Source organism: Parachitinimonas caeni (genome assembly GCF_030129945.1).
Taxonomy (GTDB): Bacteria; Pseudomonadota; Gammaproteobacteria; order Burkholderiales; family Chitinimonadaceae; genus Parachitinimonas; species Parachitinimonas caeni.
Genome location: NZ_JARRAF010000010.1, coordinates 109,295 through 136,081, shown reverse-complemented (window position 1 = coordinate 136,081; position 26,787 = coordinate 109,295). Strand labels below are relative to the sequence as shown.

22 protein-coding genes and 3 tRNA genes are annotated in these 26,787 nt (G+C 56.3%); 14 read left to right on the top strand and 11 right to left on the bottom strand.

Annotated features, from left to right (window positions below; genetic code table 11):
- Position 1: 1 nt before the first annotated feature.
- The 3 genes from hutC to PZA18_RS10800 all read right to left on the bottom strand — a co-directional run bounded on the left by hutC (position 2) and on the right by PZA18_RS10800 (position 3,135).
- Positions 2-697, bottom strand: a complete 696-nt coding sequence (gene hutC / locus PZA18_RS10810; protein WP_284100849.1) for a histidine utilization repressor — start codon at positions 695-697, stop codon at positions 2-4.
- An 80-nt stretch (positions 698-777) separates the two neighbouring features.
- The gene (hutH, locus tag PZA18_RS10805; protein ID WP_284100848.1) at positions 778-2,310 is read right to left on the bottom strand and encodes a histidine ammonia-lyase; all 1,533 of its coding nucleotides are present in this window, start codon (positions 2,308-2,310) and stop codon (positions 778-780) included.
- 177 nt (positions 2,311-2,487) lie between these two features.
- Positions 2,488-3,135, bottom strand: coding sequence for a FecR family protein (locus PZA18_RS10800; RefSeq protein ID WP_284100847.1), 648 nt, complete (start codon positions 3,133-3,135; stop codon positions 2,488-2,490).
- A 206-nt stretch (positions 3,136-3,341) separates the two neighbouring features.
- Here PZA18_RS10800 and PZA18_RS10795 point away from each other — a divergent pair, with 206 nt between their 5' ends.
- The 3 genes from PZA18_RS10795 to PZA18_RS10785 all read left to right on the top strand — a co-directional run bounded on the left by PZA18_RS10795 (position 3,342) and on the right by PZA18_RS10785 (position 6,310).
- Positions 3,342-4,109, top strand: a complete 768-nt coding sequence (locus PZA18_RS10795; RefSeq protein ID WP_284100846.1) for a DUF2189 domain-containing protein — start codon at positions 3,342-3,344, stop codon at positions 4,107-4,109.
- A gap of 582 nt (positions 4,110-4,691) precedes the next feature.
- Positions 4,692-5,789, top strand: coding sequence for a M35 family metallo-endopeptidase (locus PZA18_RS10790; RefSeq protein ID WP_284100845.1), 1,098 nt, complete (start codon positions 4,692-4,694; stop codon positions 5,787-5,789).
- 59 nt (positions 5,790-5,848) lie between these two features.
- Positions 5,849-6,310, top strand: coding sequence for a hypothetical protein (locus PZA18_RS10785; RefSeq protein WP_284100844.1), 462 nt, complete (start codon positions 5,849-5,851; stop codon positions 6,308-6,310).
- 287 nt (positions 6,311-6,597) lie between these two features.
- On the opposite strand, the gene PZA18_RS10780 is transcribed toward PZA18_RS10785, so the two are convergent.
- Positions 6,598-7,404 carry a substrate-binding periplasmic protein gene (locus PZA18_RS10780; RefSeq protein WP_284100843.1) on the bottom strand — a complete coding sequence of 269 codons (807 nt, stop codon included), beginning with the start codon at positions 7,402-7,404 and terminating at the stop codon, positions 6,598-6,600.
- Between the two features lie 135 nt (positions 7,405-7,539).
- Entirely contained in the window at positions 7,540-10,968 is a 3,429-nt protein-coding gene (gene dnaE, locus PZA18_RS10775) for a DNA polymerase III subunit alpha (RefSeq protein ID WP_284100842.1), read from the bottom strand.
- A gap of 191 nt (positions 10,969-11,159) precedes the next feature.
- On the opposite strand from dnaE, the gene PZA18_RS10770 reads away from it, so the two are divergent.
- Positions 11,160-11,954: a substrate-binding periplasmic protein gene (locus PZA18_RS10770; protein WP_284100841.1), complete on the top strand. Its 795-nt coding sequence runs from the start codon at positions 11,160-11,162 to the stop codon at positions 11,952-11,954.
- Between the two features lie 9 nt (positions 11,955-11,963).
- On the opposite strand, the gene PZA18_RS10765 is transcribed toward PZA18_RS10770, so the two are convergent.
- Positions 11,964-12,563 carry a DJ-1/PfpI family protein gene (locus PZA18_RS10765; RefSeq protein ID WP_284100840.1) on the bottom strand — a complete coding sequence of 200 codons (600 nt, stop codon included), beginning with the start codon at positions 12,561-12,563 and terminating at the stop codon, positions 11,964-11,966.
- A 42-nt stretch (positions 12,564-12,605) separates the two neighbouring features.
- Positions 12,606-13,547: a 50S ribosomal protein L3 N(5)-glutamine methyltransferase gene (gene prmB / locus PZA18_RS10760; RefSeq protein ID WP_284100839.1), complete on the bottom strand. Its 942-nt coding sequence runs from the start codon at positions 13,545-13,547 to the stop codon at positions 12,606-12,608.
- A gap of 153 nt (positions 13,548-13,700) precedes the next feature.
- Between prmB and PZA18_RS10755 the strand changes: the two genes are divergently transcribed.
- Together PZA18_RS10755 and PZA18_RS10750 are read left to right on the top strand one after the other, a co-directional pair.
- Positions 13,701-15,116, top strand: a complete 1,416-nt coding sequence (locus PZA18_RS10755; RefSeq protein WP_284100838.1) for a DEAD/DEAH box helicase — start codon at positions 13,701-13,703, stop codon at positions 15,114-15,116.
- An 8-nt stretch (positions 15,117-15,124) separates the two neighbouring features.
- Positions 15,125-15,589, top strand: a complete 465-nt coding sequence (locus PZA18_RS10750; RefSeq protein WP_284100837.1) for a YiiD C-terminal domain-containing protein — start codon at positions 15,125-15,127, stop codon at positions 15,587-15,589.
- Positions 15,590-15,712: 123 nt separating this feature from the next.
- Here PZA18_RS10750 and PZA18_RS10745 read toward each other — a convergent pair whose 3' ends face one another.
- The 3 genes from PZA18_RS10745 to PZA18_RS10730 form a co-directional block, all read right to left on the bottom strand.
- On the bottom strand, positions 15,713-16,990 hold the full coding sequence (locus tag PZA18_RS10745; protein ID WP_284100836.1) for a DUF2169 family type VI secretion system accessory protein: 1,278 nt from the start codon (positions 16,988-16,990) through the stop codon (positions 15,713-15,715).
- Positions 16,987-17,850, bottom strand: coding sequence for an isochorismatase family protein (locus tag PZA18_RS24970; protein ID WP_308447363.1), 864 nt, complete (start codon positions 17,848-17,850; stop codon positions 16,987-16,989). The genes PZA18_RS10745 and PZA18_RS24970 overlap by 4 nt, the downstream gene beginning before the upstream one ends.
- Before the next feature lie 202 nt (positions 17,851-18,052).
- Complete coding sequence (locus tag PZA18_RS10730) at positions 18,053-19,204, bottom strand: HD-GYP domain-containing protein (RefSeq protein ID WP_284100835.1); 1,152 nt, start codon at positions 19,202-19,204, stop codon at positions 18,053-18,055.
- Between the two features lie 326 nt (positions 19,205-19,530).
- On the opposite strand from PZA18_RS10730, the gene modA reads away from it, so the two are divergent.
- From modA to modC, 3 genes are read left to right on the top strand one after another with little or no spacing between them, the layout of a single operon-like run.
- Positions 19,531-20,280 (top strand): molybdate ABC transporter substrate-binding protein, encoded by a 750-nt coding sequence (gene modA, locus PZA18_RS10725; RefSeq protein WP_284100834.1) that lies wholly within the window; start codon positions 19,531-19,533, stop codon positions 20,278-20,280.
- Entirely contained in the window at positions 20,277-20,957 is a 681-nt protein-coding gene (gene modB / locus PZA18_RS10720; RefSeq protein ID WP_284100833.1) for a molybdate ABC transporter permease subunit, read from the top strand. Before modA ends, modB begins: the two co-directional genes overlap by 4 nt.
- Before the next feature lie 9 nt (positions 20,958-20,966).
- Positions 20,967-22,043 carry a molybdenum ABC transporter ATP-binding protein gene (modC, locus tag PZA18_RS10715; RefSeq protein WP_284100832.1) on the top strand — a complete coding sequence of 359 codons (1,077 nt, stop codon included), beginning with the start codon at positions 20,967-20,969 and terminating at the stop codon, positions 22,041-22,043.
- 136 nt (positions 22,044-22,179) lie between these two features.
- Here the strand turns inward: modC and lplT are convergent, their stop codons facing one another.
- On the bottom strand, positions 22,180-23,472 hold the full coding sequence (gene lplT / locus PZA18_RS10710; RefSeq protein ID WP_284100831.1) for a lysophospholipid transporter LplT: 1,293 nt from the start codon (positions 23,470-23,472) through the stop codon (positions 22,180-22,182).
- A gap of 691 nt (positions 23,473-24,163) precedes the next feature.
- Here lplT and PZA18_RS10705 point away from each other — a divergent pair.
- From PZA18_RS10705 to PZA18_RS10685, 5 genes are all read left to right on the top strand, one after another.
- Entirely contained in the window at positions 24,164-24,796 is a 633-nt protein-coding gene (locus PZA18_RS10705) for a DedA family protein (protein WP_284100830.1), read from the top strand.
- A gap of 213 nt (positions 24,797-25,009) precedes the next feature.
- Entirely contained in the window at positions 25,010-26,236 is a 1,227-nt protein-coding gene (locus tag PZA18_RS10700; RefSeq protein WP_284100829.1) for an aspartate kinase, read from the top strand.
- A gap of 50 nt (positions 26,237-26,286) precedes the next feature.
- A tRNA-Ser gene (locus PZA18_RS10695) sits at positions 26,287-26,380 on the top strand.
- 13 nt (positions 26,381-26,393) lie between these two features.
- Positions 26,394-26,470, top strand: a tRNA-Arg gene (locus tag PZA18_RS10690).
- A gap of 25 nt (positions 26,471-26,495) precedes the next feature.
- A tRNA-Arg gene (locus PZA18_RS10685) sits at positions 26,496-26,572 on the top strand.
- Positions 26,573-26,787 lie beyond the last annotated feature (215 nt).

The following is a 26,787-nucleotide window of genomic DNA, read 5'->3' as shown; positions in this document are numbered from 1 at the left end:
ATTAAAAGTGGCCACTGAAGCGGTATCGGCCGGCCGGATGGTACAGATTGACGACCGAACAGATCTTGCCTTGGCTGAAAGTGCGGCGGTGCAGGACAAGGCAAGGCTCGTCCTTGCCCATGGCCAAGAGCTCGCGCGTGGCCGGATCGGGCATGCGGGCTTCAATCCGGTATTCTGCGCGCTCAAGGGGGGCAAAGCGCACCAGGTATTCGTTCGGTGTCAGATGGCGAAAGTCCTGTTCGAGATAACCCGGCCCCATCGGTGGATTGACCCAGCGGTCTTCAAGCTGAATCGGCAAGCCGTTTTCACGGTGCAGCAGTACCGAGTGATAGACGTCGGCACCGGGCTCAACGGCCATTTCCTGCGCCAGCAGCAGCGGGGCGTTGGCCTCGGCCAGTTTGAGCACCTGGCACGAATGCTGATGGCCGCGTTCGCGAATTTCTTCGGCAATGCTGCGCAAGGTCACCAGGGTTGACTGGTACTTGGGCGCTGCGACAAAGGTTCCGGCGCCTTGCACCCGCCGTAGCACATCTTCATCGGCCAGCTCTCGCACGGCACGGTTGACGGTCATGCGTGCGACATCGAACTGGCGGGCCAGCTCGTTTTCTGACGGAATCAGATCACCTTCGCGCCAGATGCCAGCCTGGATCTGATCGACAAGGTAGTCCTTGATGCGTTGGTAAGCGGGTGCGGTCATGGCCGATTATCTCTCTGGATTTGCTTATATATCATTTACTTGCCACCAGCCCGGCACGCTGGTGGCACAAGCGTCTGTGCTCAGTGTGCCTGCGAGGCGAAACGGAACGGTGACAGCTGGGCGAACTCTTCCGCGACGACCATATCGTGCAGGGTAGCGATATCCGGCGCGAAGTAGCGGTCGATATCGTAATGCGGTACCCGGTCACGAATCTTCTGCATGGCTTTGGCCAAGTCCGGCGAAGTGCTGTGCGGAGCCCGCAAATCCACGCCCTGTGCCGCTGCCAGCAATTCTATCGCCAGAATATTTGCGACGTTACTGGCCATATCGCCAAGTTTGCGTGCGGCAAAGGTGGCCATGGAAACGTGGTCTTCCTGATTGGCCGAGGTCGGCAGGGAGTCCACACTGGCCGGGTGAGCCAGCGTCTTGTTCTCCGAAGCCAGCGCTGCGGCGGTGACATGGGCAATCATGAAGCCCGAATTTACCCCGCCATCCTTAACCAGGAAAGGTGGTAGACCGGACAGCGTAGCATCAATCAGCAATGCAATGCGGCGTTCGGCCAGGGCGCCGATCTCGGCGACGGCCAAGGCCAGATTGTCAGCAGCGAAGGCCACGGGCTCGGCATGGAAGTTGCCTCCCGACAAAACCTCATTGGTATCCGGGAAAACCAGCGGGTTATCGGATACCGAGTTGGATTCGGTGAGCAGCACTTGCGATGCCCAGCGGATCTGGTCGAGACAGGCGCCCATTACCTGCGGTTGGCAACGCAGGCTGTAGGGGTCTTGAACCTTGCCGCAGTCGCGGTGGGAAAGATTGATCTGCGATCCGGTGAGCAGGCTGCGGTAGGCCGCTGCAGCATCAATTTGGCCCTGGTGGCCTCGCAGCTCATGGATGCGGGCATCGAAGGGTACTACCGAACCGGCTGCAGCATCCACGCTCAGCGCACCGGAGACCAGTGCGGTCTGATACAGGTCTTCAATATCGAAAAGATGCTTGAGCGCCAGGGCGGTTGAGGCCTGGGTGCCATTCAAGAGTGCCAGCCCTTCTTTGGCTGCTAGCTTCATGGGCTTGAGACCGGCAATTTCGAGACCCGCAACGGCTGACATGCGCTGGCCATCCACCGTGACATCTCCCACACCCAACAAGGTTGCGGCCATATGGGCGAGCGGCGCGAGGTCGCCAGATGCGCCAACCGATCCTTTGACCGGAATCACGGGCAAAACCCTGGCATTGAAGAGCTTGACCATCGCTTCGATCACGCACAGGCGGATGCCCGAGAATCCCCGCGCCATGCTCGATAGTTTGAGTGTGAGCAGCAGTTTGACGACCGGTGCCGACATTGGCTCGCCCACGCCGACGGCGTGCGACATCACCAGATTGGTTTGCAGCAGTTCGAGTTGATCGTTGGGGATATGGGTCGATGCCAGTCGGCCAAAGCCGGTGTTGATGCCGTAGGCGGGCTTGCCCAGATCGGCAATCGCGGCTACTGCCTTGGCACCGGCTTCAATGCCGGCAATGGCGGCGGGATCAAGTTTCAGTGTGACTTCTTCGCGGGCGATTTGCCGCAATAGGGAAAGAGAGAGTTTGCCTGGGGTGAGGGTAAGTTGCGTCATGTCGCCTCCTGTCTGGTCAACTTAGCTGCAACTATATCGCGCACTAGTTGTATAGACAAGGCTGAGCTCGGCGGGCGATTCGTTTCCGCTCGCCCCGGCCCAAACCTGATGTCAACAGCAGCTGACTCGGCGCGACCGGAAACAAAACGTCAGCAGAACCTATACCGGCAGGCACGGCTATCTGAGGAAGTCCGGCTTTCTGCCAACAAGGCTTTCGACAAAGATGTTTTCCACATCTGAATGGTTGATCATCGGTGCGTCCTGAATCCCCTGTAGGGTACTACGCTTGCCGGCATGATGACCCGCCGTGAACAGGCTGGGTGGTCCTCCGGGCTGGCCGATATCGACTTCGCCATAGCACAGACAAAAGTAAGACTCTTCTGCACTGGCTTCCAGATAAATACCGGTTCCCCGGATGCCGGCCGTCAAGGTCGGGGTGACGATCTGGCGACGCCTTCCCCGGCCGAAGGCGGCGATCAGGGCGCCGGTAAACACGCGCAGGCTACCGATCAAGGCATTGTTGTCGGTGTCGGCTTCCAGCTTCAGACGGGTATTTGACCGCAATAAATAAGCATCTTTGCCCACGACAAAGGCGATGCGTCCGTCTTCACCGGTTTCGATGACATCGCCAGGACGAACCGGGGTATCAGGGAGGGCCTTGCGACCGTTGATGGCTACCATGCCTTCCAGGCGTTTGATGGTGCTGGCATGGGCGTCAGCCGGCAGCCACAGCAGGCCTCCTGCCGCCAGGGCATAACGCAGGATACGCCGCCGATCCTGGTGGATCGGGCAAGTGCAGTTATCGGGTTTGGGGGGTGTATTCATGAAGCTCTCCGACGAGCGGAACTGATGGAATCAGGTACGGTCCGTTAAATATAGAGTGAAAGCCGGGCTCTGGCCCTCAACCGGCCTGCGAGCAGCCCTGATGCTTGCTGCCTCAACAAATCCGGGCGCTTGGCTGGGTTTTATTCACTTGGTCGTCTATGACTATTGTTCGTGACATGCACCTAACCAAAAACAGGGAGACACTCATGGCAACCGTAACTGACGAACTACCCATCATCGAACCCGAGGCGCAGGTGCGGCCACCCAAGGCGATCGGCCAATGGATGCGCCAAGCCTTCTTCGATTGGCGAACTCATCCGCTGTCTTCGACTTTTTACGGTGCGGCCTTTGCAGTGATGGGGTGGTTATTGCACGACCTGTTCTTCTCGGCTCCCCACCATGTCATCACACTGGCTACAGCGTTTTTGCTGGCAGGCCCTTTTCTATCTATTGGCCTGTACGAGATCAGCCGACGCACCGAGGCGCGCGGGCCGGTACGACTGATCCCGACGCTGACCGCATGGCGCCACAACGTGGGGGGGATCAGCCTGTTCTCGATTATTCTGGCCTTGCTGGTTGCAGGCTGGCTGCGGGTGTCTGTGGTCATCGTCGCGCTGTTTCTGGAGGCAGATCTGACCACGACCACGGCCTTGTTCAGCACCAGCTTTCTGAGCGTAGACAACCTGCCGTTCATTGCTATCTATCTGGGTACCGCCATTGCCTTTGGAGGCCTGGTGTTTGCGATCAGTGTGGTGTCTATCCCGCTGATGCTGGATCGCGATTGCGACACGCTGACCGCAATTTTTGCCAGCGTGCGGGTTGTGGTGGCGAGCCCGGTGACCATGCTGTTGTGGGGGAGCCTGATCTGTGCGATGACCGTCATCGGCTTCCTGACGCACTTTGTAGGGCTGGCCTTGGTGGGGCCGGTGGTAGGCCATGCCACATGGCATGCTTATCGCGATCTGCTGCGTTGAAGGTGTTGAGCGCTTAAAGACGCAAGGCCACAACCCTGAGCCCCTGCTCGGGAGGATGGCAGCCACATTGGCAGGCGAATGCCGCTCAGGTGAATCCTGAGCGGCATTTTGCTTTGGTGCTGGCAGGGGCGAGACCCAAGCTTCAATATGGTGCACGTGGTAGTGCCATGCCCATTCTTTTGCAGCGTGCCTTTGGATAATGCCTGCACCGCCAAAAGTCGCCAAAGTATTTAAATGGTGCATGGAAGCGCACCATTTGAGAGCCAAAAAAATTCTGGACTTTTAATTAAATTGCATCTATTGGGATAAGCGCCCTGGCTTTTGCACGAACGTTCGGAAAGCGTGGGAAAACAGGAGGTTTTTGTGGGATTTTCGATGCTTTGATAAATATTCTAACCTAGACAACTTTGTACTTAATCAAAACCATTTCAGAGATTTATCATTGAGCATCTTGGCGAGGGCTTAAAAAATTTCAAACGAGGTATTGCATAACGGGTAAGAAATTTTTTACTGTTACTCCGTCGTCATCTCGATATGGCGGCATTTACATACACATATAGAGAAACTACAGGAGTAATTGGGATGCAAACTCGTTGGATTATTGCAGCGGCCTTGTCCGTTGCCGCCGTACCTGCTTTCGCTCAGGACATCCAGGTCAGCATTGCCACAGCCAAAACAACGGCCAGCGCAGGGCAGGGTGTGGATGTGCATGTGAAGTTCACCAATACCGGCAAACAGGCGGTCTACCTGCCGCACTGGGTGGCGCCCAGTGGTTCGCTGCAGGACCGTCTCTTCGAGGTTTCAGTAGACGGTAACGCTGTGGCCTATGTCGGCCCGCAGGTAAAGCGCGCAGCGCCCAGCCTGAATACCATGCTCAAGATCCAGCCAGGTCAGAGCGTTACCCGCACCATCAATGTCTCGTCGATGTACGACATGTCGAAATCCGGCAAGTACAGCATCCGCTACAACCTTGGTGCGCTGAACTACAAAACCGAAACCCCTAACCTGCGTGGCGCCAGCGCTGCTTCACAACGTGATCGGGTACAGGATCTGTTCGATGCGGTCGAATCGAATGCCGTGACCATGGATGTAGAAGGCCGGCTCAACCCGCTGAGTGTCAAGGCTGATGCGCTGGAGATCATGGCGCAGAACGCTTTTGCTGCCAGCATTACCTATGCGGCCAATTGCAGTTCCAGCCGCCGTACGTCGATTGCCACAGCAGTCAATTCGGCGACGACCTACGCCAGTAACGCTGCGAGCTATCTGGCGCCTGCCGGCTCAAACACCCAGCGTTACAAAACCTGGTTTGGCAATTACACCAGCACCCGCTGGGGCACCGCGCGGACGCACTTCAACAATATCAAGACGGCACTGACGTCCAAGCCGCTGTCGTTTGATTGCGGCTGCACCGAATCCGGAACCTATGCGTATGTTTATCCGAACAGCCCATACAAGATTTATCTGTGTGGCGCTTTCTGGTCGGCACCGAATACGGGTACCGATTCCCGTGCCGGTACCATCGTGCATGAACTGTCGCATTTCACCGTGGTCGCAGGTACCGATGACCATGCCTATGGCCAGAGCGCTGCCAAATCGTTGGCCTCTTCCAATCCAGACAAAGCACTGGATAACGCTGATAACCACGAATACTTTGCAGAGAACACCCCTGCCTTGCCGTAATGCTGCTTATCAGACGAATCAGCCAGCTACTCTGTGTCGCTGGCTGTCTGGAGATGGCTTTGCCCGCTCATGCCGCTGCTAATCAGGCTTTGCCGCTGGAGTGCAAGTTGACCTTGCCCGCCAGCGGCAAGGCTGGCAGTCCTGTCGAGCTGGGATTCGAGCTGATCAGCCACGACAAGCGCACCTTGTGGGTGCTGGGCTGGAACACACCGCTGGAAGGGTTGCGCAACGTTTTTTTGCGCGTCAGTCGGGATGGTGAAGAGGTGCCCTATGTCGGCCCGATGTTCAAGCGCGGCAATCCGGCGCGAGAGGCTTACCGGCAGATTCGGCCGGGTGGCAGTCTGCATGCCAGTGTGGAGCTGGGGCTGGCTTACGATTTGAGTAAGCCGGGTGTCTATCGCGTGGAATGGGCGGGTAAGCTTTTCGATGTCATCGCCGCCCCCAAACGCCCCCCGCGACCGCTATCGCAACATCAAATGCAGGCTCTTGAGTGTGCCTCGGTTGAGGTGCGTTTGAATTAAGCGCGTTTCGGCAATTAAGGGTTTTTGGCTGTCCCGCCATTGAGAAGTGGCGGGATTTTTATTTTTCATGACGGGGAGGGTGCGGGTTATAAGGGGTATTGCATGGATATGGACTAAATAAATACATTTGTTTCTATTTTAGATCTAGACAACTTTGTCTATCCAATGGGGATTATCTGGTTTATTTGATGTTGAGGTCGTTCCTTGAAAAGCATGGTCCAGTCATTCATATGGCTAATTAATTAAATGGACAGGTGACCAATTGGTTGGTTTTCAGCAAATCGGCATTATGGCAGTGGGGTGTCGGTATCAATCCCGTACTGACGTTTAAGGGCTTTGTCTTCAGCGCTATCGTTGAAATTCGCCAATGCCGAGCTGAAACGGCTGACGAAACTGGCGGGGACTGTCTTGAGCGAGAAAAAAGCATAAAAATCGACGGGCTCAGGCGGTACTTGGGAAGCAACAATCTGCTCCTGCCAGCGATGTTGCTGCAGCATGTAGCGCCCAACATGAATATTGTCGATAACGTAATCCACCTGGCCGGACAACAGCCGCTGAAAGTTCACATCCTGCTCGTAAGACACCACACGCTTGCTGTGACGACGGGTGAACTGGTCCAGTGCTTCGCTGTATAGCCAGCCGTTGACGAGTCCGACGGTCTTTCCCTTGAGATCATTACGGGTCTTGAACTGATCTTTTTCGCTGGCCCGCACAAAAAATGTCCAGTTGGCGTAGGTGATGGGGGTGGCTGAGTAGCGCATGCTACCCAAATGGATATCCCGATAAGTGCCATTGACGGCGACGTCGGCTTCACCGGATTCAATCATTGCCAGCACACGCTTCCAGGGCACGCTGGCCTGTGGCGTTTCCAATTCAATGCCAAGCTTTTTCAGAACCAGCCGCAGCTTGTCGATGGTGTAACCTTTGACCTGACCGTTTTCGACGTACTCATAAGGCGGCCAATGGTCCAAAGTCAGGCGCAGGCGGGTGGGGTCTGATGCGATCGCTGTTGATGGGACCGAGGCGAATGCCAGGGCCGTGGCAATGGCAAGCATTCGAAACGGGACTGACTGCGCACATGATGACCAAGGCATGCTGGCTCCGGTGTCAGATGCGGTTTGCGAAATCGTTGCGTGCCAGACGGACTCGGCGGCAGCGGCCTGTGTCCTCCAATATAGGAAATTTGCAGATGGGTGGCGGGAAGCCCTTGCCGGCTTCCCGCCAAGGGGTTATTGGAAGGCAACTTTGACTGAGGTGTCGCCCAGCCAGCCTTGCAGGTCTTTGATCAGATCATCGCGCAGGGTGATGCGCCAGTCTTCCCCAAGACGCAGGCCACATTGGGCAGACTGATTGCGGTAATACACTTCCAATGGGCAGGCGCCGCCGAGATAGGGTTCCAGTGTTCGCCGCAAGCGGACGGCATCGGCAGCATCAATGCCAACCTGCAGTTTCAGGGCTGAGGCAAATCGGCTGCGTGCCTCGGCAAGGTCATAGACCTTGTCCGCCACAATGCGCAGGCCGCCGGTGTAGCTGTCGTCACTGACCTTGGCTTCGATCACCAGCAGCGCGTCTTCCTTCAACTTGCCACGGTTCTCATCAAAGGTTTCCGAGAAGATCGACACTTCCAGCTTGGTGCTGGCGTCGTCGAGCGTAATGAAGGCCATCTTGCCGCGTTGACCGATCTTGGTGCGCAGGCTGGTGACAACGCCAGCCAGCATCTGCGGTTCCTTGCGGGGCTGGATGCGTGATAGTGGCGTCTTGATGAAGCCGCGTACCAGCTTGGCCTGAGCCTCGAATGGGTGGCCAGTCAGGTAAAAGCCGATGGCCAGTTTCTCTTCGGTCAGCTTGACCGATTCTTCCCACATCGGCACATCCACCAGCTGAATGACTTGATCCGGATGGGGTTCGATATCATCGAACAAACCACCTTGTGCAGCATTGGCGGCTTCCTGCTCGGCCACTTCCATGGCCAAGCCGACGGAGGCCAGCAGACTGGCCCGATGGTGGTTGATCGAGTCGAAAGCGCCGGCGCGGATCAAGGCTTCGATCACCCGGCGGTTGACCATGCGTTTGTCGGTGCGGCGACAAAAATCGAAGAGATCGGTGTACGGGCCATTGGCATTGCGTTCGGCAACAATATGCTCGACCGCGCTCTCGCCAGTACCTTTGATGGCCCCCAGTGCATATCGGATCTCTTTGCGCGATACCGGTACGAAGCGATACACACTCTGGTTGACATCGGGGGGCAGCACCGTCAGCTTGTTCAGCACCACGTCGTCGTAGAACACCTTGAGCTGGTCGGTGTTATCCAATTCCGTAGACATCGTGGCGGCCATATAGGCAGCGCAATGATGGGCTTTCAGCCAGGCGGTGTGATACGCCACTAGCGCATAGGCCGCCGCGTGCGACTTGTTGAAGCCGTAGCCCGCGAACTTCTCCATGTAGTCGAAGATCTCGTTCGCCTTGGCTTCGCCGATTTGGTTCTTGGCGGCGCCCTCGACAAACATTGCCCGTTGCTGGGCCATTTCTTCGACTTTCTTCTTGCCCATGGCACGGCGCAGCAAGTCCGCACCACCGAGCGAGTAACCGGCGCAGACCTGGGCGGCCTGCATCACCTGCTCCTGATAAACCATGATGCCGTAGGTTGGCGCCAGTACGGGCTCCAGCAGGGGGTGCAGATATTCAAACTTCTCGCCATGCTTGCGGCGGTTGAAGTCGGGAATCAGATCCATCGGCCCCGGCCGGTACAGCGCGTTCAGAGCAATAATCTCTTCGAACTGCGTGGGCTTGGCCTCGACCAGGACCTTCTTCATACCGGTTGATTCAAACTGGAAGATTGCCGTGGTATTGGCGTCGGCAAACACCTTGTAGGCCAAGCTGTCATCCAGCGGCAGCTTGGCGACATCCACTTCCTCGTTGCTGACCTGCTTGATGTAACGCTGGGCCAGTTCGATGATCGTCAGGTTACGCAGGCCCAAAAAGTCAAACTTGACCAGACCAATCTGCTCGACGTCGTCCTTGTCGTACATCGACACTGGCGCGGCGCCTTCACCGCTGGCGACATAAACCGGGCAGAAGTCGGTCAATTTACCCGGTGCGATCAGCACACCCCCTGCATGCATGCCAATGCCGCGTGTCAGGTCTTCCAGCTTCTCGGCCAGTTCCAGTAACTCTCCGGCATCCTCTGCGTCAATCAGCTCCTTGATCTGTGGCTCGGCCTCCATCGCCTTGGCTAGTGATAGCGGCTTGTTGGCTTCCAGCGGGATCAGCTTGGATAGCCGGTCACACAGGCCGAAAGGCAGATCCAGTACACGGCCCACATCACGAATCACCGACTTGGATGACATGGTGCCGAAAGTGGCAATCTGGCTGACCGCCTCCTCGCCGTACTTCTGCCGGGTGTATTCAATGACGCGCCAACGGTTCTCCTGGCAGAAGTCCACGTCGAAGTCAGGCATCGACACCCGTTCCGGGTTCAGAAAACGTTCGAACAGCAGCGCATATTTGAGCGGGTCGAGATCGGTGATCTTGAGCGCATAGGCAACCAGCGAGCCGGCCCCGGAACCCCGGCCAGGGCCAACCGGACAGCCATTCTGTTTGCCCCAGTTGATAAAGTCGGCAACGATCAGGAAGTACCCGGGGAAACCCATCTTGATGATGGTGTCGCACTCGAACTTCAGTCGTGCTTCGTACTCCGGGCGTTTGGCTTCGCGTGTGACCGGTTCGGGGTAGAGCTGTTCCAGCCGCTCTTCCAGACCGCGTGACGCTTCATGGATCAGGTAGTCGTCCAGCGACATGCCATCGGGCGTTGGAAACAGCGGCAGGTAGTTCTTGCCCAGCTGAACGGTCAGATTGCAGCGCTGGGCGATGCCAACGGTGTTGGCCAGTGCTTCAGGGATGTCGGCAAACAGCGCCAGCATTTCGCTGGTCGATTTGAAGTACTGACTTTCGGCAAAGTGACGCGGCCGACGCTTGTCCGCCAGGACATAGCCTTCAGCAATACAGACACGCGCTTCATGTGCCTTGAAGTCATCGGGGTCGAGGAATTGGATCGGGTGTGTTGCCACAACCGGCAGATCAAGTTCGGCTGCCAGGGCGAGGCTGGACTGCACCACGGCCTCGACGCCCGGCTGGCCGGTACGCTGTAGTTCGATATAGAAGGCATCCTGGAACAGCGCTGCGTAATAACGCGCGGCCGAACGGGCGTTATCGAGCTGGCCGTGAGCGAGAGCCATGCCGACTTCACCCAGTTGCGCACCGGACAGGGCGATCAGCGTGCTGTTGTCGCCTTCTTCCAGCCAGACGCGGCGCAGCTCCGCACGGCCCCGGTGCTGATTGGTCCGATAAGCCCGCGAAATCAGCTCGCACAGGCGCAGATAGCCGGTGCGGTTCTTGGCGAACATCAGCAGGCGGTAAGGTTGGTCGGGGTTTGCTTCGTTTTCGAGCCAGGCATCCAGCCCCACGACGGGCTTGATGCCGGCACCGCGACAGGCTTTGTAAAACTTCACCATGCCGAACAGGTTCATCAGATCACTGACGCCCAATGCCGGCATGTCCAGAGATTTGGCGCGCTTGACCGCATCATCGAGCCGGACAATGCCGTCGCTGATCGAGAACTCGCTGTGCAGGCGCAAATGGACAAAAGACGGAGTATTCATAAAGAGATTTTAACAGCGCGTGCCAGTGGCTGCCTTGCGACATTGGGTGGCAGCGGTTGATCTGCCAGTTTGCTGCTTGTCGAGCCATCTATACTGTCAGTAGAAAGGCTGACTACTTAACTGTTTGTCGCATTTCATGCGCGTCTGTGTGTGGGTGTGTCGTGGACCGAAGTGCGCGGAGAGGGGGGCGAATGGATTGGCGTGGCGTGGTGTTTGGCGCGGCAATCGGTGCTATGGCTGTCAGCAAGGCTGCGCCGGTCATTTCTCTGGTCACAGGGGAGTGGCCCCCGTTTGTCTCGCAGTCTGCGCCGGATATGGGACCGGTGACCGAGATCGTGCGCATGGCGATGAAGGAGGCGGGTTATGAAGTGAGCATTCAGTTCGTCAGCTGGCCGATCGCCGAGGCGATGGTTGAAAAGGGCAGCGTATTTGCTGCATTTCCTTACCTTAAGACCGACGCACGACTGGCCAGGTTCGAGTTCTCCGATACCTTGCTGACAACAACCGGCCGGTTGTTCTTTTTCCGGCCCAAATGGTCGAGCCGGACAAGCTATGCCAGACTGGATGAGCTGCGGCCTTATACGCTGGGTGTGATCAGAGGCGAGTGGTATCTGGAAGAGTTCGGCCGCCTTGGCCTGAATCTCGACTATGCGACCACCGAAGCACAGAGTATTGCCAAGCTACGGGCTGGTCGCGTGGATCTGGTGCCAATGAATGATGTGGTTGGCTGGCACCACATCAATACCCAATTTCCCAAGGAGTCTGCCTCGTTCGGGGTGCTCGAACCGCCTTTGAATCTGGTTGGCCATAACCGGCTGTTGGTATCCCGTAGTTATCCGGAAAGCCGCTTGCTCATGCAGCAGTTCAACGATGGACTAAGCCGGATCCGCGCAAACGGCGTGTACGACCGCATTTTGATCCGCCACGGTCTGACCGGGCAGGCGCCAGTATCGGTGGATGCGCCCATCCCGGCCCGCAATCACTGAGCCTCGCCATCAACCCGCATGCCGATGGCGCCAGTCATATTCCATATATCGGGCGGAGTCGGTGGCGACATCATTTCCACACAGCTTGGCAACGAGATACAAAGACAGATCAATGCCTGCCGAGATGCCGGCCGAGCTGAAGATTTTGCCCGACTCGATAAACCGGGCACCTGCGATGATGGTTGCATCTGGCGCCTGCCGGGCCAGTTCATCGACCACTTCGTGATGGGTGGTGGCTGACTGCCCCTTGAGTAGTCCGGCTGCCGCAAGCAGCCTGGCCCCCGAGCAGACGCTCATGACATGACGAGCCAGACTCGCACGCTCCCTGACCCATTCCACCACATCTGGCCGGGTGATTTCCTGCCGCATGCCATTCCCGCCGGGAATGACCAGCAGGTCGATGGTGGGACAGTTGGAGAAGTGATAGTCGGCATTGACCGTCAGGCCGTTGACCGAGCGCACGGGCCAATTCTGGCGTGCGACCGTGAAGACCTTGAAGGGCGGCGGTTGCTGCCTGTCTGCGGCGACCGAAAACACCTCATAAGGGCCGGCAAAGTCCAGCAGCTCGACGTCGTCGAATAACAGGATTCCCACATTCAGGCAGCTCATGATGCCTCCTTGGATGGTCTTGGTTACCGGTTTGCCCTACAGCTACAGCGGGGCGAGGTCCAGCAGGTCGCCGCGACTCAAGACAAATACAAAGCCATCCCCGCCACTGGTTGGCATCCAGTTGAATGGCAACTCGGGGAAGGCGGCTTCAAGCACCAGACGGTTGTGGCCGATTTCAACCACCAGCACTCCCTGATCCGTGAGGAAGTCTGGCGCTCTGGTCAGGATTTCCCGAACGGCATCCAGACCATCCTCACCGCTGCCAAGTGCCAGCTCTGGCTCATGCAGGTATTCCGCTGGCAGCTCGGCTACCGACGGCGCGTCAACATAAGGTGGGTTGCTGATGATCAAGTCGTATCGGCCTTCCAGCGAATTGAACATATCGCTCATCACCAACGCTACGCGGTCTTGCAGGCCGTAGGTTTTGACGTTGATCTCAGCAACCGCCAGGGCATCCGGGGAAATATCGACAGCATCCACCTCGGCATCGGGGAAGGCATCGGCCAGCATGATTGCGAGGCAGCCCGAGCCTGTACACAGGTCCAGCGCCCGGTTCACCAGCTCGGGGTATTCGATCCAAGGCAGTAAAGCTTCATCGCGGATCAGTTCGGCGATGAATGAACGCGGCACAATGACCCGTTCATCGACATAAAAACGGTAGTCACCCAACCAGGCTTCATTCAGTAGATAAGCTGCCGGCTTGCGGGTTTCGACACGGGCCTTGATCAGGCCGAGCAAGGTATCGCGCTCGGCAGGCAGTAATCTGGCATCAAGAAACGGCTCCAGGCGGTCGGCTGGCAAATGCAGGGCACGCAGGATCAGCCAGGCTGCTTCGTCGTAGGCACTGCTGCTGCCGTGACCAAAAAACAGTTCAGCCTGTTCATAGCGAGAAACAGCAAAACGCAGCAGGTCTCGAATGGTAATGAGATGTGCCGAAGCATCTTGAAACAGGTTCGGTTCGGCTGGGGAGGGTATCGGTTGCATGGCGAATCCATTGGTCGGACAACACTCCAGTTTAGCCCAAGCGTGTGGCAAACTGTCTCGAAAATGCCGCAGTGAGGCCGTTTCAGGTTTCACGAACGGCGTCGATCGCTTATATTTCGCCGTTTATCCGCGCCCAAGGTGTCATCAATTTCCATGCAACAGGCGGCTTCAGAACTACCGTCCGATTCCGGACCTCACGCTCCCTCTTCCCTGACATTTGCACAACTTGGCCTGTCGGCTGAGCTGCTACGTGCCGTGGAGGAGCAGGGCTACACCAGCCCCACACCCGTTCAGCAGAAGGCGATTCCGACCGTTCTGTCCGGGCGCGATGTGATGGGCGCCGCACAAACTGGCACCGGTAAGACGGCAGCTTTTACTTTACCTATCCTGCATCGGCTGCAAAAACATGCCAACAACAGCGTGTCGCCAGCCAAGCACCCTGTCCGTGCGCTGATCATCACCCCAACCCGTGAATTGTGTGATCAGGTATTCGACAGCGTCCAAACCTATAGCAAGTACATCCCTCTGCGCGCCACGGCTGTGTTTGGCGGGGTGGATATCAATGGCCAAGTTAAGCCCCTGCGCGATGGGGTCGAGATTCTCGTGGCTACGCCGGGACGGCTGCTCGACCATATCCAGCAGAAAACCGTCTCTCTGGGGCAAGTGGAAGTGCTGGTGCTGGACGAAGCCGACCGCATGCTCGACATGGGCTTCATCCTGGATATTCGCAAGATCATGAGCCTGTTGCCCAAGCAGCGACAGACGTTGCTGTTCTCGGCTACCTTTGCGCCGGAAATCAAAAAGCTGGCCGAAGACTTCATGCATGCGCCGGAAACGATCGAGGTGGCCCGTCGCAATAGTGCCAATGAGTCGGTGGCCCAGTATCTGCATCCGGTTGATGCGCCGCGCAAGCGTGCCTTGCTGGCGCATTTGATCCGCATGCACCAGATGCAGCAGGTCATCGTATTCTGCCGCACGCGACAGGGGGCTGATCGCCTGGCGCGAGAACTTGCCCGTGATGGTTTTCTGGTAGAAGCAATTCATGGTGATCGCACCCAGCAGGCCCGCATGGCCGCCTTGGCAGCCTTCAAGGAAGGCAGCTTGCGCGTGCTGGTTGCGACGGATATTGCCGCCCGTGGCCTGGATATTTCGGAGCTGCCGTTTGTGGTGAACTTCGAGCTGCCAGGTTCGCCTGAGGACTATGTGCATCGTATCGGCCGCACTGGCCGTGCCGGTTCGTCGGGCGTTGCGATTTCGCTGGTCAGCCCGGAAGAAGAGAGGCAATTCCAGGCCATTCAGAAGCTGCTCAAGCGTGATTTGCCTCTAACCCCAGTACCGGGGTTCTCACGCGGCGGTGCTCCTTTGCCGAAAGATCCGGCCGCCTTTCCCTCGGCAACGGCATCGCCCCGTTCGATGCCTGCAACCGGTCGGGTTGGTGTGGCGCGAACCGAGTCTGCCGCCCTGATTGGTGGCAAGGCGCAGATCAGCGCCGCGATCGAGATCCGCTTCGGTCAGCGTCCTCAACGCCCTGTAGCGGCTTTGCTGTTGCCACCAGTCGGTAAGCGCTGAGGCAGTCGATGCGAAATGCTGCAACATGGCAAAGTCTGATCAGCTCGGGTATTCCTCTGGCGGCGCCGATGGCTGTTCAGGCCCAGTTGGATGCAGATGGCCATCTGCAGCTTTTCGCGCCATTAGCCCCCAATCGTAACGACAAGGGAACAGGGTTTGGTGGCAGCATCGCAGCCCTGGCCACACTGGCCGGCTGGTGCGAAGTGTTGCGGTTGACTGATCTGCATGATCTTGGACCCGTCGAGATTGTCATCCAGCGTGGGGCTACCGAGTATTTGAAGCCGGTTGAGTCGGATTTCATTGCGAGAGCCATTCCGTGTCATGCAGAGGCAGCTGCCGCCTTTGCCAAGATACTGACCCGACGTGGAATTGGCAGACTGGCCGTCACGGTAGAGATCTGGGCCGGTAATGGCATGGCTGCCCGTTTTGATGGCGAATTCGTTGCCCGTACACAGAAGCCGAGTACGACGTAACCGCCAGCGACCCCGTCAAATACTGATTCCTGCATTCGCTTTCTTGAGAAGTTAAAAAGCATTCCCGGATGTCGGGAATGCTTCATTCTGATCACGGGGGGATAGCCATACCACCCCGATCACCTAAATGGCCGGCCACCAGTAGCCTGGGTACCCTGGCTGTAATGACTGCTTCAATTTTTCCATCAGTTCTCTGGTTGGTCCGGCTATTGCGCCATCGCTTGCCTGAAGTTCTTCTTTACGTAACAGACGGACTTCCGTCGCCACAAGGGACGGAGTGGGGAGATACACTGCCCGCCAGATCAACGTCAGACGGTTGCGGTCGTTTTCTATCAGCACCGTATCCAGTCGCATGGCTTGTGGGCGTTGGCCTCCTGCACGTTCATGCAGCAGCAGGTGGGGTCGATCACCCGGCAGGCGCCAGACTTGCGGCCCCTGCGGGCTCATTCCCTCCAGCGTGATTGCTTCATCGCCTTTCAGAAAGTTGAATCGGAGTGCCGGGTTGGCCTGGCTGTAGAAATTGAAATCAAAATCTGATTCCAGCTTTTTGCACGGCACTTCACAGGGTTTGGCACCAGCGTAGATTGCGCGGGCCCACCAGTTGGGGGCGACCGGTGCGAAACCTGCCAGCTGGGTAAATCGGTCAATGACGCTAACCCGCTTTTCGTCCCATTCGATCTGTGGCGCGGCGAGCTTTTTTGCTTCCTTGCGCTCGGCAAGGGTATACCAGCCCATTCCGGTGCGATTGTGGGCGAAGCTGCCCAGGCCACAACCCGCGTCGCGTCGGCCTTGTGCGTAGTCGTAGCTGAGCGGCAAGGCACTCATCGGACTCGGTTTGCTCAGCTTCCAGTTGTTCTTATCCTTGAGCCACCAGCGAGGTCCGGTAAGGTGCAAATTGCGACTATCGTCACCCATCTTCAGGCCCACTTTCCATTCGGTCGCAGGTTTGCCCTGCGGGGCATGGGCGGTTCCGGTAATCATCACGTCGGTTGCCAGCTTGAGTGGGGCAAGCTCTCCAGGGCGAATCAAGGCTGCCGTGCAGTCGTTGCGACTCATTTCGTCGTCGATTTGCAAGGGCGGTTGCGGCAGGGCGAGCTGTAAGGACTGATCCGCCGTACGGGTATAGGTTTGCTTCAGGATGACTGAGAGGTAAGGCTGGCCATCATGGTTGGGATACTGGCTTTGCAATACCGGAAAGCCACTCAGGTTTCTGACGAGTGGTAACGGTGCGGCCCATGGATCTGTTGCGGGTGCGACAGGTGGCTTGATTACAGGAGGGGCTTGCGGCGCGGTACAGGCAGCCAGCCAATTCGCCGATAACAGGCAGAGCAGGTTTAGCCACCTGCGGGCAGGCAGGTCTGCAGCGCGAAGCGATGCCGCCGCGCGGTCGAGCCTGCTCATAGGGGTAGCAGCCTGACGCCGAAGCCACCGCCTACCAGTTCCAGAGCCAGCAGTCTGTCGATATTGGGATGTTTGCCCGGATGAGCCTGAGCATCGGCGACATGCTCGCCATACATCGCCAATCCGGCGCGAGCGGCTTTGGGCGTGATGGAACGATAGCGCTGGAACAAGGCGTGATAGATAGCAAGTGAACCGGTCTGGCCGGGTTTGTTTTCGATGACGGCTTCCAGCTTGCCATCCCGCCATAGCTGTAATCCGGACAGGTGAGCCGTGGTGGGCAGCGTGGTCAAGGCATCGGCAAAGCTCAGGCCTGGTGGTTTTTGCAGATATTCGCGTGAAATCTCCTTGAAGTGGGTCGAGCGTGAATCGCGCAGCCATTCGAACAACACCATCTCCCGGCTGACGATATGGGCGCCGGCACCGCGCAAGCGTTCCAGCGCCAGCGCTTTATCGTGCTCGTTGCGCGATGACACGGCATCGGCTACCACATAAACCGTCTTTCCGATGGCTAGCAGATGAATCACCGTTTGCAGAACACATACGTGTGCCTCGATGCCGGCCACAACGATCTGACTGCTTTGCTCGACCGGCGAGCCGTTGAGGCAACTGGCATCGACGCAGGAGAACAGGGTTTTGATGACTACTGGAGCATTATTGGCCGCTTCCAGCAGGCAGGGCAGGGTGGCGCCAAGACCTTGTGGGTATTGCTCGGAAAAGACGGTTGGTATCGACAAGGTATTGGCGATGCGGATCAGCCAGCGCAGGTTGGCCGTAGTTTCTGTGGCCTCGGCAACGGCGGGCAGGAGCTTTTGTTGAACATCAACAATCAACAAGGTGCTTTGGGCGGCGTCGATTAACATGCTTCGGGCTTTCTAGTATGCAGGGTGGTTAGATTCTGGCCATGTTGGCTCGATTGACGTTTTGTGTCCGGAGGCAATAGGTCAATAGAGGCCAGCATCGGTCGGATCTGATTGGGTTTCAAGCTTGCCAAGGCTTCGCGGTGGCGGCAAGCGTTGGGTGGGGGAGATGATTCGGCAGGAGGGGGCGCAATCGAGGCGGTGGCTAAATCCGGTACTCCACTGCGGCAGATCCCCAGATGTTTTCCATATTGATATGTACCGCAAAGGATTTTGGATCGACGGTTTCGCGGATGGCGTACAGATCCAGGCTGGTATCCCGTTTCAGCACGATGGTCAGCGGGGCACCCCGAGGGCCGATGAAGCTGGAGACTATCGGGCAGTTGGCTTTTTCGGTGGGTTCTGAAACCAGGCCGATTTCACCATTGGCCAGTTTGACCATCATGCCTGCCGGGTAGATGCCCAATGTTTTAATGAAGTGGGCGGCCAGCAGCGGGTTGAACGCTTTGCCCCGATCAAGCAGGATGCCGCGCAAGGCGACATTGGATGCAACTGCTGCCCGATATGCCCTGGGTGTGACGCGAGCACAGAACAGGTCAGCGAGGGAAACCAGCTGGGCTTCCTGGCATACGCTGTCACCTTTGAGCTTGCCGGGGTAGCCGGAACCGTCGATGTATTCATGGTGCTGCAGCACGGCGGTAAGCCATAGTTCGTCCAGTACACCAGCGTTGGCAAGGAGTTCACGGCTTTTAAACGGATGCTGCTCCAGCTCGGCACGTTGCTCGGGAGTGAGTGGCGTGGTTTGCTGCTTGAGCTTGTCCTGATAGTCCATCATGCCGAAGTTCATGCTCAGAGTGGCAGCGACGATCCGGCGGCGTTCGTCTTCGGTCTTCCCCATGCTTTTGCAAACCAGATTGACCACCACGGCAGCGTTGACCATATGGCGGATGGCGTAACGCCCATCCTGTCGCAGCAGAATCATCGCCAGGGCAACATTCGGATTGACGCTGCAGCCACCTTCCACATGCGCGACGATCTCATGCATCCGGGCAACAAAATTGTCTTCAAGTGTCGCTTGTTCGAGCTGGGTAAACAGGGTTTCCAGTTTTTTTCTCGCAACCAGAAGCAGGGTTACGGTGGAGGGTGGCAGTGTTTCGTCGATGACGACATCGCCCCTGCTGCGCTGCAGGGCTGCGTTGTCGGCAAACATGCCAAGCTGCAGTAGTCGCACCAGCTGGTTTTCGCTGCTGATTACATGGCCTTTGCCTAAAAGGAGGTTGCCCTTTTCGTCAAAGACATCCCACTGAAGCGGGCGACCGATATGCACATCCGAGGGCTTGATCCGACCGTAAGCCATTGCAGCAGTCTCCTTGGCCCAGGCCGCTTAGGCGGGGCTCGTATGGTTGGTCCGGAATGACGCAAGGTCCGATGCCAACCAAGGTGCAAGTCATCACTTTTCAATGAAAGCCCATGTAACCTGAATGAACGGCTCTACATGGGTTTTGGCTCAATTGAGACCTTTTATGGACTGCAAAAAGTGTCAATAGCGCCAAATAAATACTGAAATCTATGTATTTACTCTTTGATCTTATACGAAGAACAGCAAAATGCCGGCGGATAACATGGCGTTTGCTTGAGATGATCGGGTTTTCGGGTAATTTCAGAAGAATAGGGGTTAGTGTTTTGAAAAGACGGGATATTTTCGTCGTATTGATCACGACGGTTTGGTCTGCTTGGGCGAGTGCTGGCGAGGTGGCGATGGCGGTAGCCTCCAATTTTGTTGCGCCGATGCAGAAAATTGCTGCGGCATTTACACAAAGCACCGGGCATAAAGTGGTGATTTCGAGTGGCGCAACCGGCAAGTTCTATACACAGATCAAGAGCGGCGCTCCGTTTGAGGTATTGCTGGCCGCCGATGACGAGACGCCGGCCAGATTGGAGGCGGAGGGCCTGGTGGTGTCGGGCAGTCGCTTTACCTATGCTTTGGGGCGACTGGTTCTGTGGTCGCCCCAGCCAGGTAAATTTGCAGAGGGCACAGAAATGCTGAAGCAGGGGCGTTTTCGCCGATTGTCCATCGCGAATCCCAAGCTTGCGCCATACGGACGGGCGGCAGTCGAGACGCTGAGTCATCTGGGGTTGACGCAGGCCGTACAGGCCAAACTGGTGCAGGGCGAGAATATTGCCCAAGCCTTCCAGTTTGTGGTGAGCGGCAACGCAGAGCTGGGCCTGGTGGCGCAATCCCAGGTTGTGGATGCCAGTGGGCACGCAACCGGCTCGATCTGGCGAGTACCTGCCGAGATGCATCAGCCCATCCGTCAGGACGCGGTGTTGCTGATCAAGGGTAAGGACAACCCTGCCGCGATGGCTTTGCTCGCCTATTTGCGGTCTGAGCCGGCTAAAGCGGTTATCCGGTCTTATGGATACGAGCTATGACGAGTTGGGCGCTGCCGAGCCATAGCGACTGGGTGGCCATTGTGCTGACAGCGCAACTTGCCACGCTGACGACAGTAATCCTGTTGCTGATCGCTATGCCGCTTGCCTGGTGGTTGGCCCGAACGCATTCGCTGGCGGGCAAGCTGGTGGCTGCGGTGGTTGCCTTGCCGCTGGTGCTGCCGCCCACCGTTCTTGGCTTCTATCTATTAATAGCATTGGGTGAGCAAGGGCCGATTGGACAGCTGACCAATGCCCTGGGCTTGGGGATCTTGCCGTTTTCATTCAGTGGGTTGCTGGTGGCGTCGGTTATCTACACATTGCCGTTTGCCGTGCAGCCTTTGCAGCAGACGTTTGCGTCGCAAGGAGATGGTTGGCTGGAGGCGGCCGCCACACTAGGAGCTTCTCGTTTGGATGCCTTCTTCAGTGTTGTGCTGCCTATGGCGCGCCCCGGTCTGATTACCGCCGCGGTGATGAGCTTTGCCCATACTGTGGGCGAATTCGGTGTAGTGCTGATGATTGGCGGCAATATTCCTGGCAAGACCAAGGTAGTGTCGGTGCAACTATATGACCATGTCGAATCGCTTGAATTTGCCCAGGCGCATAGCTTGGCAGCGATTCTGGTGGCTTTCAGCCTTCTAGCCTTGTTCTTGGTTCAGATCGTCAACCGCAACAAATAAAGTCTTCTCATGAGCTTGAGTGGCAATCTGACATTGCAGCGGCCCGGCTTCAGCCTGCGGGCAAGTTTTGATTTTCCGGGCCGTGGCACTACCGTCCTGCTTGGCCCCTCCGGTTCGGGCAAGACCACGCTATTAAGATGCCTTGCAGGGTTGGAGCCTGCTGCATTGGGTAGGCTGTCGATGAATGGTGTTGTTTGGCAGAGCGATGACCCTCCCGTATTTGTACCGGTTCATGCGCGGCAATTGGGCGTGGTGTTTCAGGAGGGGCGTCTGTTTCCGCATCTGAATGTTGAGGGGAATCTGAGATACGGTTGGCGCCGGCGTATTCAGCCCGTGCAAGGGGCAGCTTATGAGGGGGCGGTCGAAATGCTGAACCTTGGCACCCTGCTGCAGCGGTCGGTTCAGAAATTGTCTGGCGGAGAACGGCAGCGGGTGGCGATAGGCCGTGCGTTATTGGCGGCGCCCAGGCTGCTGTTGCTGGATGAACCGCTATCAGCGATTGATCGTGCGCATCGGGACGAGATCCTGCCTTATCTGGTGCGCTTGCGGCGGGTGCTGGACATCCCAATGGTCTATGTCACCCACTCGCTGGAAGAAGCGGTGTGCCTTGCGGACCATATTGCGCTATTTGACAGCGGGGAAATTGCGTCGCAAGGCGTTTTGTCGGCAACACTATCCCGGCTTGATTTGCCATTTCCATTTCAGGATGACCTCAGTGTGGTCATCGAAACGACGGTAATTCGTTGGGATGCAGATTATGCGCTGGCCTGTTTGCAGATCGGCGACCATATCCTGCGTGTGCCCGCCAGTACAAAGCCTGCAGCGGAGAGGGTTCGGGTTCGGGTATGTGCCAAGGATGTCAGTATCGCAATCGACCCTCACACGCAGGATAGTATCCTCAACAAATTTCCCGCTTGCGTTATTGAGCTGGCAGATGCGCATCATCCGGCGCAGGTTGTGCTGGCATTGGATGTTGCTGGAATACGTTTTGTTGCCAGAATCACCCGCCTGTCTTGCGCGACCTTGCAACTGTCGCCAGGCAAGATGGTCTGGATCCAGGTCAAGTCAGCTGCATTATTAATATGATTCGCGCGGTACCGGATTGCGGGTGTCGATTTCGGTCAAGTGGGCATCAGGGTGACGCTGACGTTTTGTTTCCGGCCGAGCCGGGTTGCAGCGGTCTCGTTGTTGGGAAATGGCGTGTAGTGATCCCTAACCCGGTTTAGTCATGCATGATTCCGGCTGCAACGCCGCGCCGGTGTCGTCGACTGATCCAGAGCATCAGCAGCATGACGAAGACGCCAAAACCAACAACGATGCCAACCATCGGCGGCGTGGCACCCGTTGCGCCAAATGCAGCCTTGACGGCATCGCTAGCCTCGGGATCAAGAGGTGTGCTCAGATAGCGAACAACGAGTGCATGGATGCCAACCATCAACAGAATCCCTAGATTCTCGTTGAAATTCTGTACGGCAATAGAGTGGCCGGCACCCATCAACATATGCCCTCGATGCTGCAGCATGGCATTGAGCGGGACGACAAAAAATCCGGCAAGGCTGCCGATGAAAATCATCATGAGTCCTGCCGCAAATGTGTCTTTTACGGCGAGCAGCGTCATTACCACCGCACCCATGGCCACGCCCGCTGGCAAGACCACAAACGCCCGTCGAATAGGAATGAACCGCCCTGCAAGGATGGCGCCAAAGGCGGTACCAAAGGCCACCAGGGCAACCAGTCGGGTGGCCTGTTCCTGTGTGTATTCAAGCCAGATGATGGCCCAGTTGATTACCACCAGCCGCATGGTTGCACCGGCTCCCCAGAACAATGTTGTGACGGCCAGCGATAGTTGGCCTTGTGGATCTTTCCATAGCCGCTGCACGCACCACCAGAACTCTTTCAGCAGGAAGTGCAGATTGAAGTGGATAGGCTTCAGGTGGACATCCAGTTTGGGGATGTACCAGTTCACCCAAGCTGCCGCAAGATAGAGCAGGCAAACCACGCTGATCGCAAACTCCGGCGCATTCAGTGGTTCGAGCCATGTGCGATCCAGCCAGCGATCGACATTGCCGCCCGCCAGAAAGCCACCCAGGACTGTGCCGAATACGATAGCCGCGACGGTAGCGCCTTCCAGCCACCCATTGGCTGCAACAAGCCGGTCATGAGGCAGATACTCGGTCACGATCCCGTACTTGGCAGGTGAATAGGCTGCCGCGCCGAAACCGACGATGGCGTAGGCGATGATCGGCGGCATGCCCACCAGCATACTGCAACATCCGATCAGCTTGACCCCGTTGCAGATCAACATGGCCCGGCCTTTGGGCATGGAGTCTGCGAACGAACCGGCAAAGGGCGCCAACACAACATACGACACGGTAAAGCACCACAGCAGCATGGACTGATGCCACTCTGGAGCTAGCTGCGCGCGTAGGAGGGCGCTAGCGGCGAGAAATAGCGCGTTATCTGCCAAAGCTGACAGAAATTGCGCGGAAAGAATGGTATAGAACCCTCTATCCATGTTTTGGGTTTACCGTGGATTGATCTGACACAAGAATCTCCTGTGAGTAGCGGCTGGCTCTGGGCGCATTACCAAACTTGGGGCTTCTACAGCGTTAAATTTGCTTGCTGCCATTCTCCAGTCAGCAGACCTTACCGCACAGCCAGCCCAATTTCCGTCGAAGCGTGCGCCGAAAAGAAGCTTAAACAGATGGAACCGGACACCCAGATTATTAACTAGCAGGTTTTAAATGCTTCGAGCCCACCAGTGAGCTTGCAGCCATCCAACGTGTGGCTCTTTATGTGGGCTTGGCTCTTGGCATGGATATCGAAGGCTTGCTCTGGTGTCAGCAAGGAAAATCGCGAAAGGGATTGAATTTCCCTGTTCTGACGCAACTTTACAAAATAGTGGTCATGTAAGCGCATATGGCACCTCAGCCAGCTTGGGTTAAGTTGATTTGTTGGTAAGTAATTGATTTTTATATTGAGTTTAAATGGGGCTGAGCTTGACGTTTCCTTGGTAGGTCAAATGGTTACTTACAAAATGTTAGCGAGGCTTAATCCTGTTCAAGTGCAATTCAGTTACTTACTTGCAAGGAGCCAGCTTGTAAGAGGGTGTGGCGTTACCAATCTAGCCCATTCTGATTAAGCAGAGGTTTAACGCGGCCCCTGTGCTATGATGCGGCCGTCTTTGCCAACCCCGGCGATAGTTCGTGGATATACTCGAATTCCTTTTATCTATCTTCATCGGCAACGGCTACCTGGCAGTGTTTTTGGTACTGCTAATCTGTGGCTTCGGAGTGCCCATTCCTGAAGATATTTCTTTGGTGGCAGGCGGAATCATTTCTGGCTTGGGCCACACCGATGTCAATGTGATGGTGTTGATTGGCTTGGCTGGAGTCTTGGCTGGCGATGCCACCATGTTCATCATTGGCCGTGTTTTCGGTACCAAGGTTCTGAAGTGGAAGGTCGTGGCGCGCATCATGACCCCCCAGCGATATTCTGCGGTACAGGACAAATTCAGTCGTTATGGTAACCGGGTGATGTTTGTGGCCCGGTTTCTACCGGGGTTGCGCTCCCCTATATACCTGACTGCCGGCATGAGTCGTCGGGTGTCATTTCTTCAGTTCTTGCTGCTAGATGGTGCAGCAGCCTTGATCAGCGTACCGGTATGGGTTTATCTGGGTTACTTTGGTGCTTATAACCGGGAGTGGTTGCTTGGCTGGGTAAGGGTTGGGCAGACAGGCATCTTCATTGCACTAGGTGCCTTGCTGTGCGTAACACTTATCGTCTATTGGCGCCGCAAACGGCGGGACTGCCAGACCGGCAATAGCACCTCTCGTTAGCGCGCAAGTTGGGCAGGGAGGTTTAACCTCCCTCGCCTTGGCTCGCATCAAGCTCCCTCTCTTCTCAATATGTCCAAATCAGTGTTGCTGAGCGGTTATTCCCGATAGCAATATAGCCACACCGCAAATATTCTAGCTACAACCGCTAGGTCCTTGCGTCGTGGCGGGTGTTTCACACTAGAATCAAATTTTTTCCTTCTTGGATTGGAACTTATGGCACTCATAGTCCAGAAGTACGGTGGTACGTCGGTAGGATCCCCTGACCGAATCAAAAACGTTGCAAAACGTGTCGCGCGTTTCAAAGGCGAAGGCCATCAACTCGTTGTTGTTGTGTCTGCAATGAGTGGAGAAACCAATCGCTTGATTGCATTGGCTAAAGAAGTCCAGGCATCTCCAGATCCTCGCGAGTTGGATGTAATCGTATCGACAGGAGAGCAAGTCACCATTGGCTTGCTGGCAATGGCCCTGAAGGAATTAGGGATCGAGGCAAAAAGCTATACTGGTGGGCAGGTCAAAATACTCACTGATTCTGCGTTTACCAAGGCTCGAATCCAGCATATCGATGATGAAGCGATGCGAGCGGATCTAGCTGCCGGCAAAGTCGTAATTGTTGCCGGATTCCAAGGCGTAGATGCCCAAGGCAATATCACAACCCTGGGTCGAGGCGGGTCAGATACCACGGGCGTTGCACTGGCTGCCGCACTGAAGGCTGACGAATGTCAGATCTACACAGATGTGGATGGTGTCTACACAACCGATCCAAGAGTAGTGCCTGAAGCCCGACGCTTGAAGTCCATTACATTTGAAGAAATGTTGGAGATGGCAAGCTTAGGTTCGAAAGTCCTGCAAATACGATCTGTAGAGTTTGCAGGTAAATACAAGGTCAAGCTGCGGGTTCTTTCTAGTTTCGCCGAGGGTGGCGAAGGTACATTGATTACGTTTGAGGAAGATGAGGACATGGAAAAGGCAACGATATCTGGCATCGCATTTAACCGAGACGAAGCCCGTATCAATGTCGTGGGGGTTCCCGATAAGCCCGGTATCGCCTATCAGATTTTGGGCCCGGTTGCCGATGCTAACGTTGATGTAGACATGATCATCCAGAACGTTGGGTTGGAAGGTACGACAGACTTCTCTTTTACCGTGCATCGAAATGACTATCAAAAGGCACTTGGGATTCTTGAAGGCGTTCAGAGCCACATTGGTGCACGGTCAGTTTCAGGTGACGATAAGATTTGCAAGGTGTCGGTGGTTGGGGTCGGTATGCGCTCGCATGTAGGGGTGGCTAGCACCATGTTCAGGACCCTTGCTGAGGAAGGAATTAATATCCAGATGATTTCCACATCAGAGATCAAAATCTCGGTTGTTATTGATGAGAAGTACCTTGAGCTAGCCGTAAGAGTGCTGCATAAGGCATTCGGATTGGATTCCGAATCATAAAACGCTTGACATAGGGGGGGGAAGGTTGCAATAATGCGCCTCCTTGTTACGGAGAAATGGCCGAGAGGTCGAAGGCACTCCCCTGCTAAGGGAGCATACGCGCTAAAACGTGTATCGAGGGTTCGAATCCCTCTTTCTCCGCCAACTAAATTTTTGTGCGCCCGTAGCTCAGCTGGATAGAGTACTTGGCTACGAACCAAGGGGTCAGGAGTTCGAATCTCTTCGGGCGCGCCAAAATATAGTATACAAAATTCAATATGCGCCCGTAGCTCAGCTGGATAGAGTACTTGGCTACGAACCAAGGGGTCAGGAGTTCGAATCTCTTCGGGCGCGCCAAATTTGAATGAACGGGGCCTCTAATATTAGGCCCCGTTTTTCTATCTAAAGTCATTTTCTAAAATCCTCAAGCTGTTCGTTAGGCGCACAATCGACGGAAAAAGTTTCCGAGGGGTGCTCGCAATTGGGGAAATCTCCTATATACTGTTAGACAGATTTTGCGGTCGGATTGTGCGTTGCACCATCATAAGTAATTGAACTGAAACTGGGAATTG

Coding starts and splice junctions, on each gene's coding strand:
- modB (WP_284100833.1), top strand. CDS start 20,277: ATGACGAGTTGGGCGCTGCCGAGCCATAGCGACTGGGTGGCCATTGTG.
- PZA18_RS10755 (WP_284100838.1), top strand. CDS start 13,701: ATGCAACAGGCGGCTTCAGAACTACCGTCCGATTCCGGACCTCACGCT.
- PZA18_RS10790 (WP_284100845.1), top strand. CDS start 4,692: ATGCAAACTCGTTGGATTATTGCAGCGGCCTTGTCCGTTGCCGCCGTA.
- lplT (WP_284100831.1), bottom strand. CDS start 23,472: ATGGATAGAGGGTTCTATACCATTCTTTCCGCGCAATTTCTGTCAGCT.
- hutH (WP_284100848.1), bottom strand. CDS start 2,310: ATGACGCAACTTACCCTCACCCCAGGCAAACTCTCTCTTTCCCTATTG.
- PZA18_RS24970 (WP_308447363.1), bottom strand. CDS start 17,850: ATGTTAATCGACGCCGCCCAAAGCACCTTGTTGATTGTTGATGTTCAA.
- PZA18_RS10795 (WP_284100846.1), top strand. CDS start 3,342: ATGGCAACCGTAACTGACGAACTACCCATCATCGAACCCGAGGCGCAG.
- PZA18_RS10780 (WP_284100843.1), bottom strand. CDS start 7,404: ATGCCTTGGTCATCATGTGCGCAGTCAGTCCCGTTTCGAATGCTTGCC.
- dnaE (WP_284100842.1), bottom strand. CDS start 10,968: ATGAATACTCCGTCTTTTGTCCATTTGCGCCTGCACAGCGAGTTCTCG.
- modC (WP_284100832.1), top strand. CDS start 20,967: ATGAGCTTGAGTGGCAATCTGACATTGCAGCGGCCCGGCTTCAGCCTG.
- PZA18_RS10800 (WP_284100847.1), bottom strand. CDS start 3,135: ATGAATACACCCCCCAAACCCGATAACTGCACTTGCCCGATCCACCAG.
- PZA18_RS10765 (WP_284100840.1), bottom strand. CDS start 12,563: ATGAGCTGCCTGAATGTGGGAATCCTGTTATTCGACGACGTCGAGCTG.
- hutC (WP_284100849.1), bottom strand. CDS start 697: ATGACCGCACCCGCTTACCAACGCATCAAGGACTACCTTGTCGATCAG.
- PZA18_RS10730 (WP_284100835.1), bottom strand. CDS start 19,204: ATGGCTTACGGTCGGATCAAGCCCTCGGATGTGCATATCGGTCGCCCG.
- prmB (WP_284100839.1), bottom strand. CDS start 13,547: ATGCAACCGATACCCTCCCCAGCCGAACCGAACCTGTTTCAAGATGCT.
- PZA18_RS10700 (WP_284100829.1), top strand. CDS start 25,010: ATGGCACTCATAGTCCAGAAGTACGGTGGTACGTCGGTAGGATCCCCT.
- PZA18_RS10770 (WP_284100841.1), top strand. CDS start 11,160: ATGGATTGGCGTGGCGTGGTGTTTGGCGCGGCAATCGGTGCTATGGCT.
- PZA18_RS10745 (WP_284100836.1), bottom strand. CDS start 16,990: ATGAGCAGGCTCGACCGCGCGGCGGCATCGCTTCGCGCTGCAGACCTG.
- PZA18_RS10750 (WP_284100837.1), top strand. CDS start 15,125: ATGCGAAATGCTGCAACATGGCAAAGTCTGATCAGCTCGGGTATTCCT.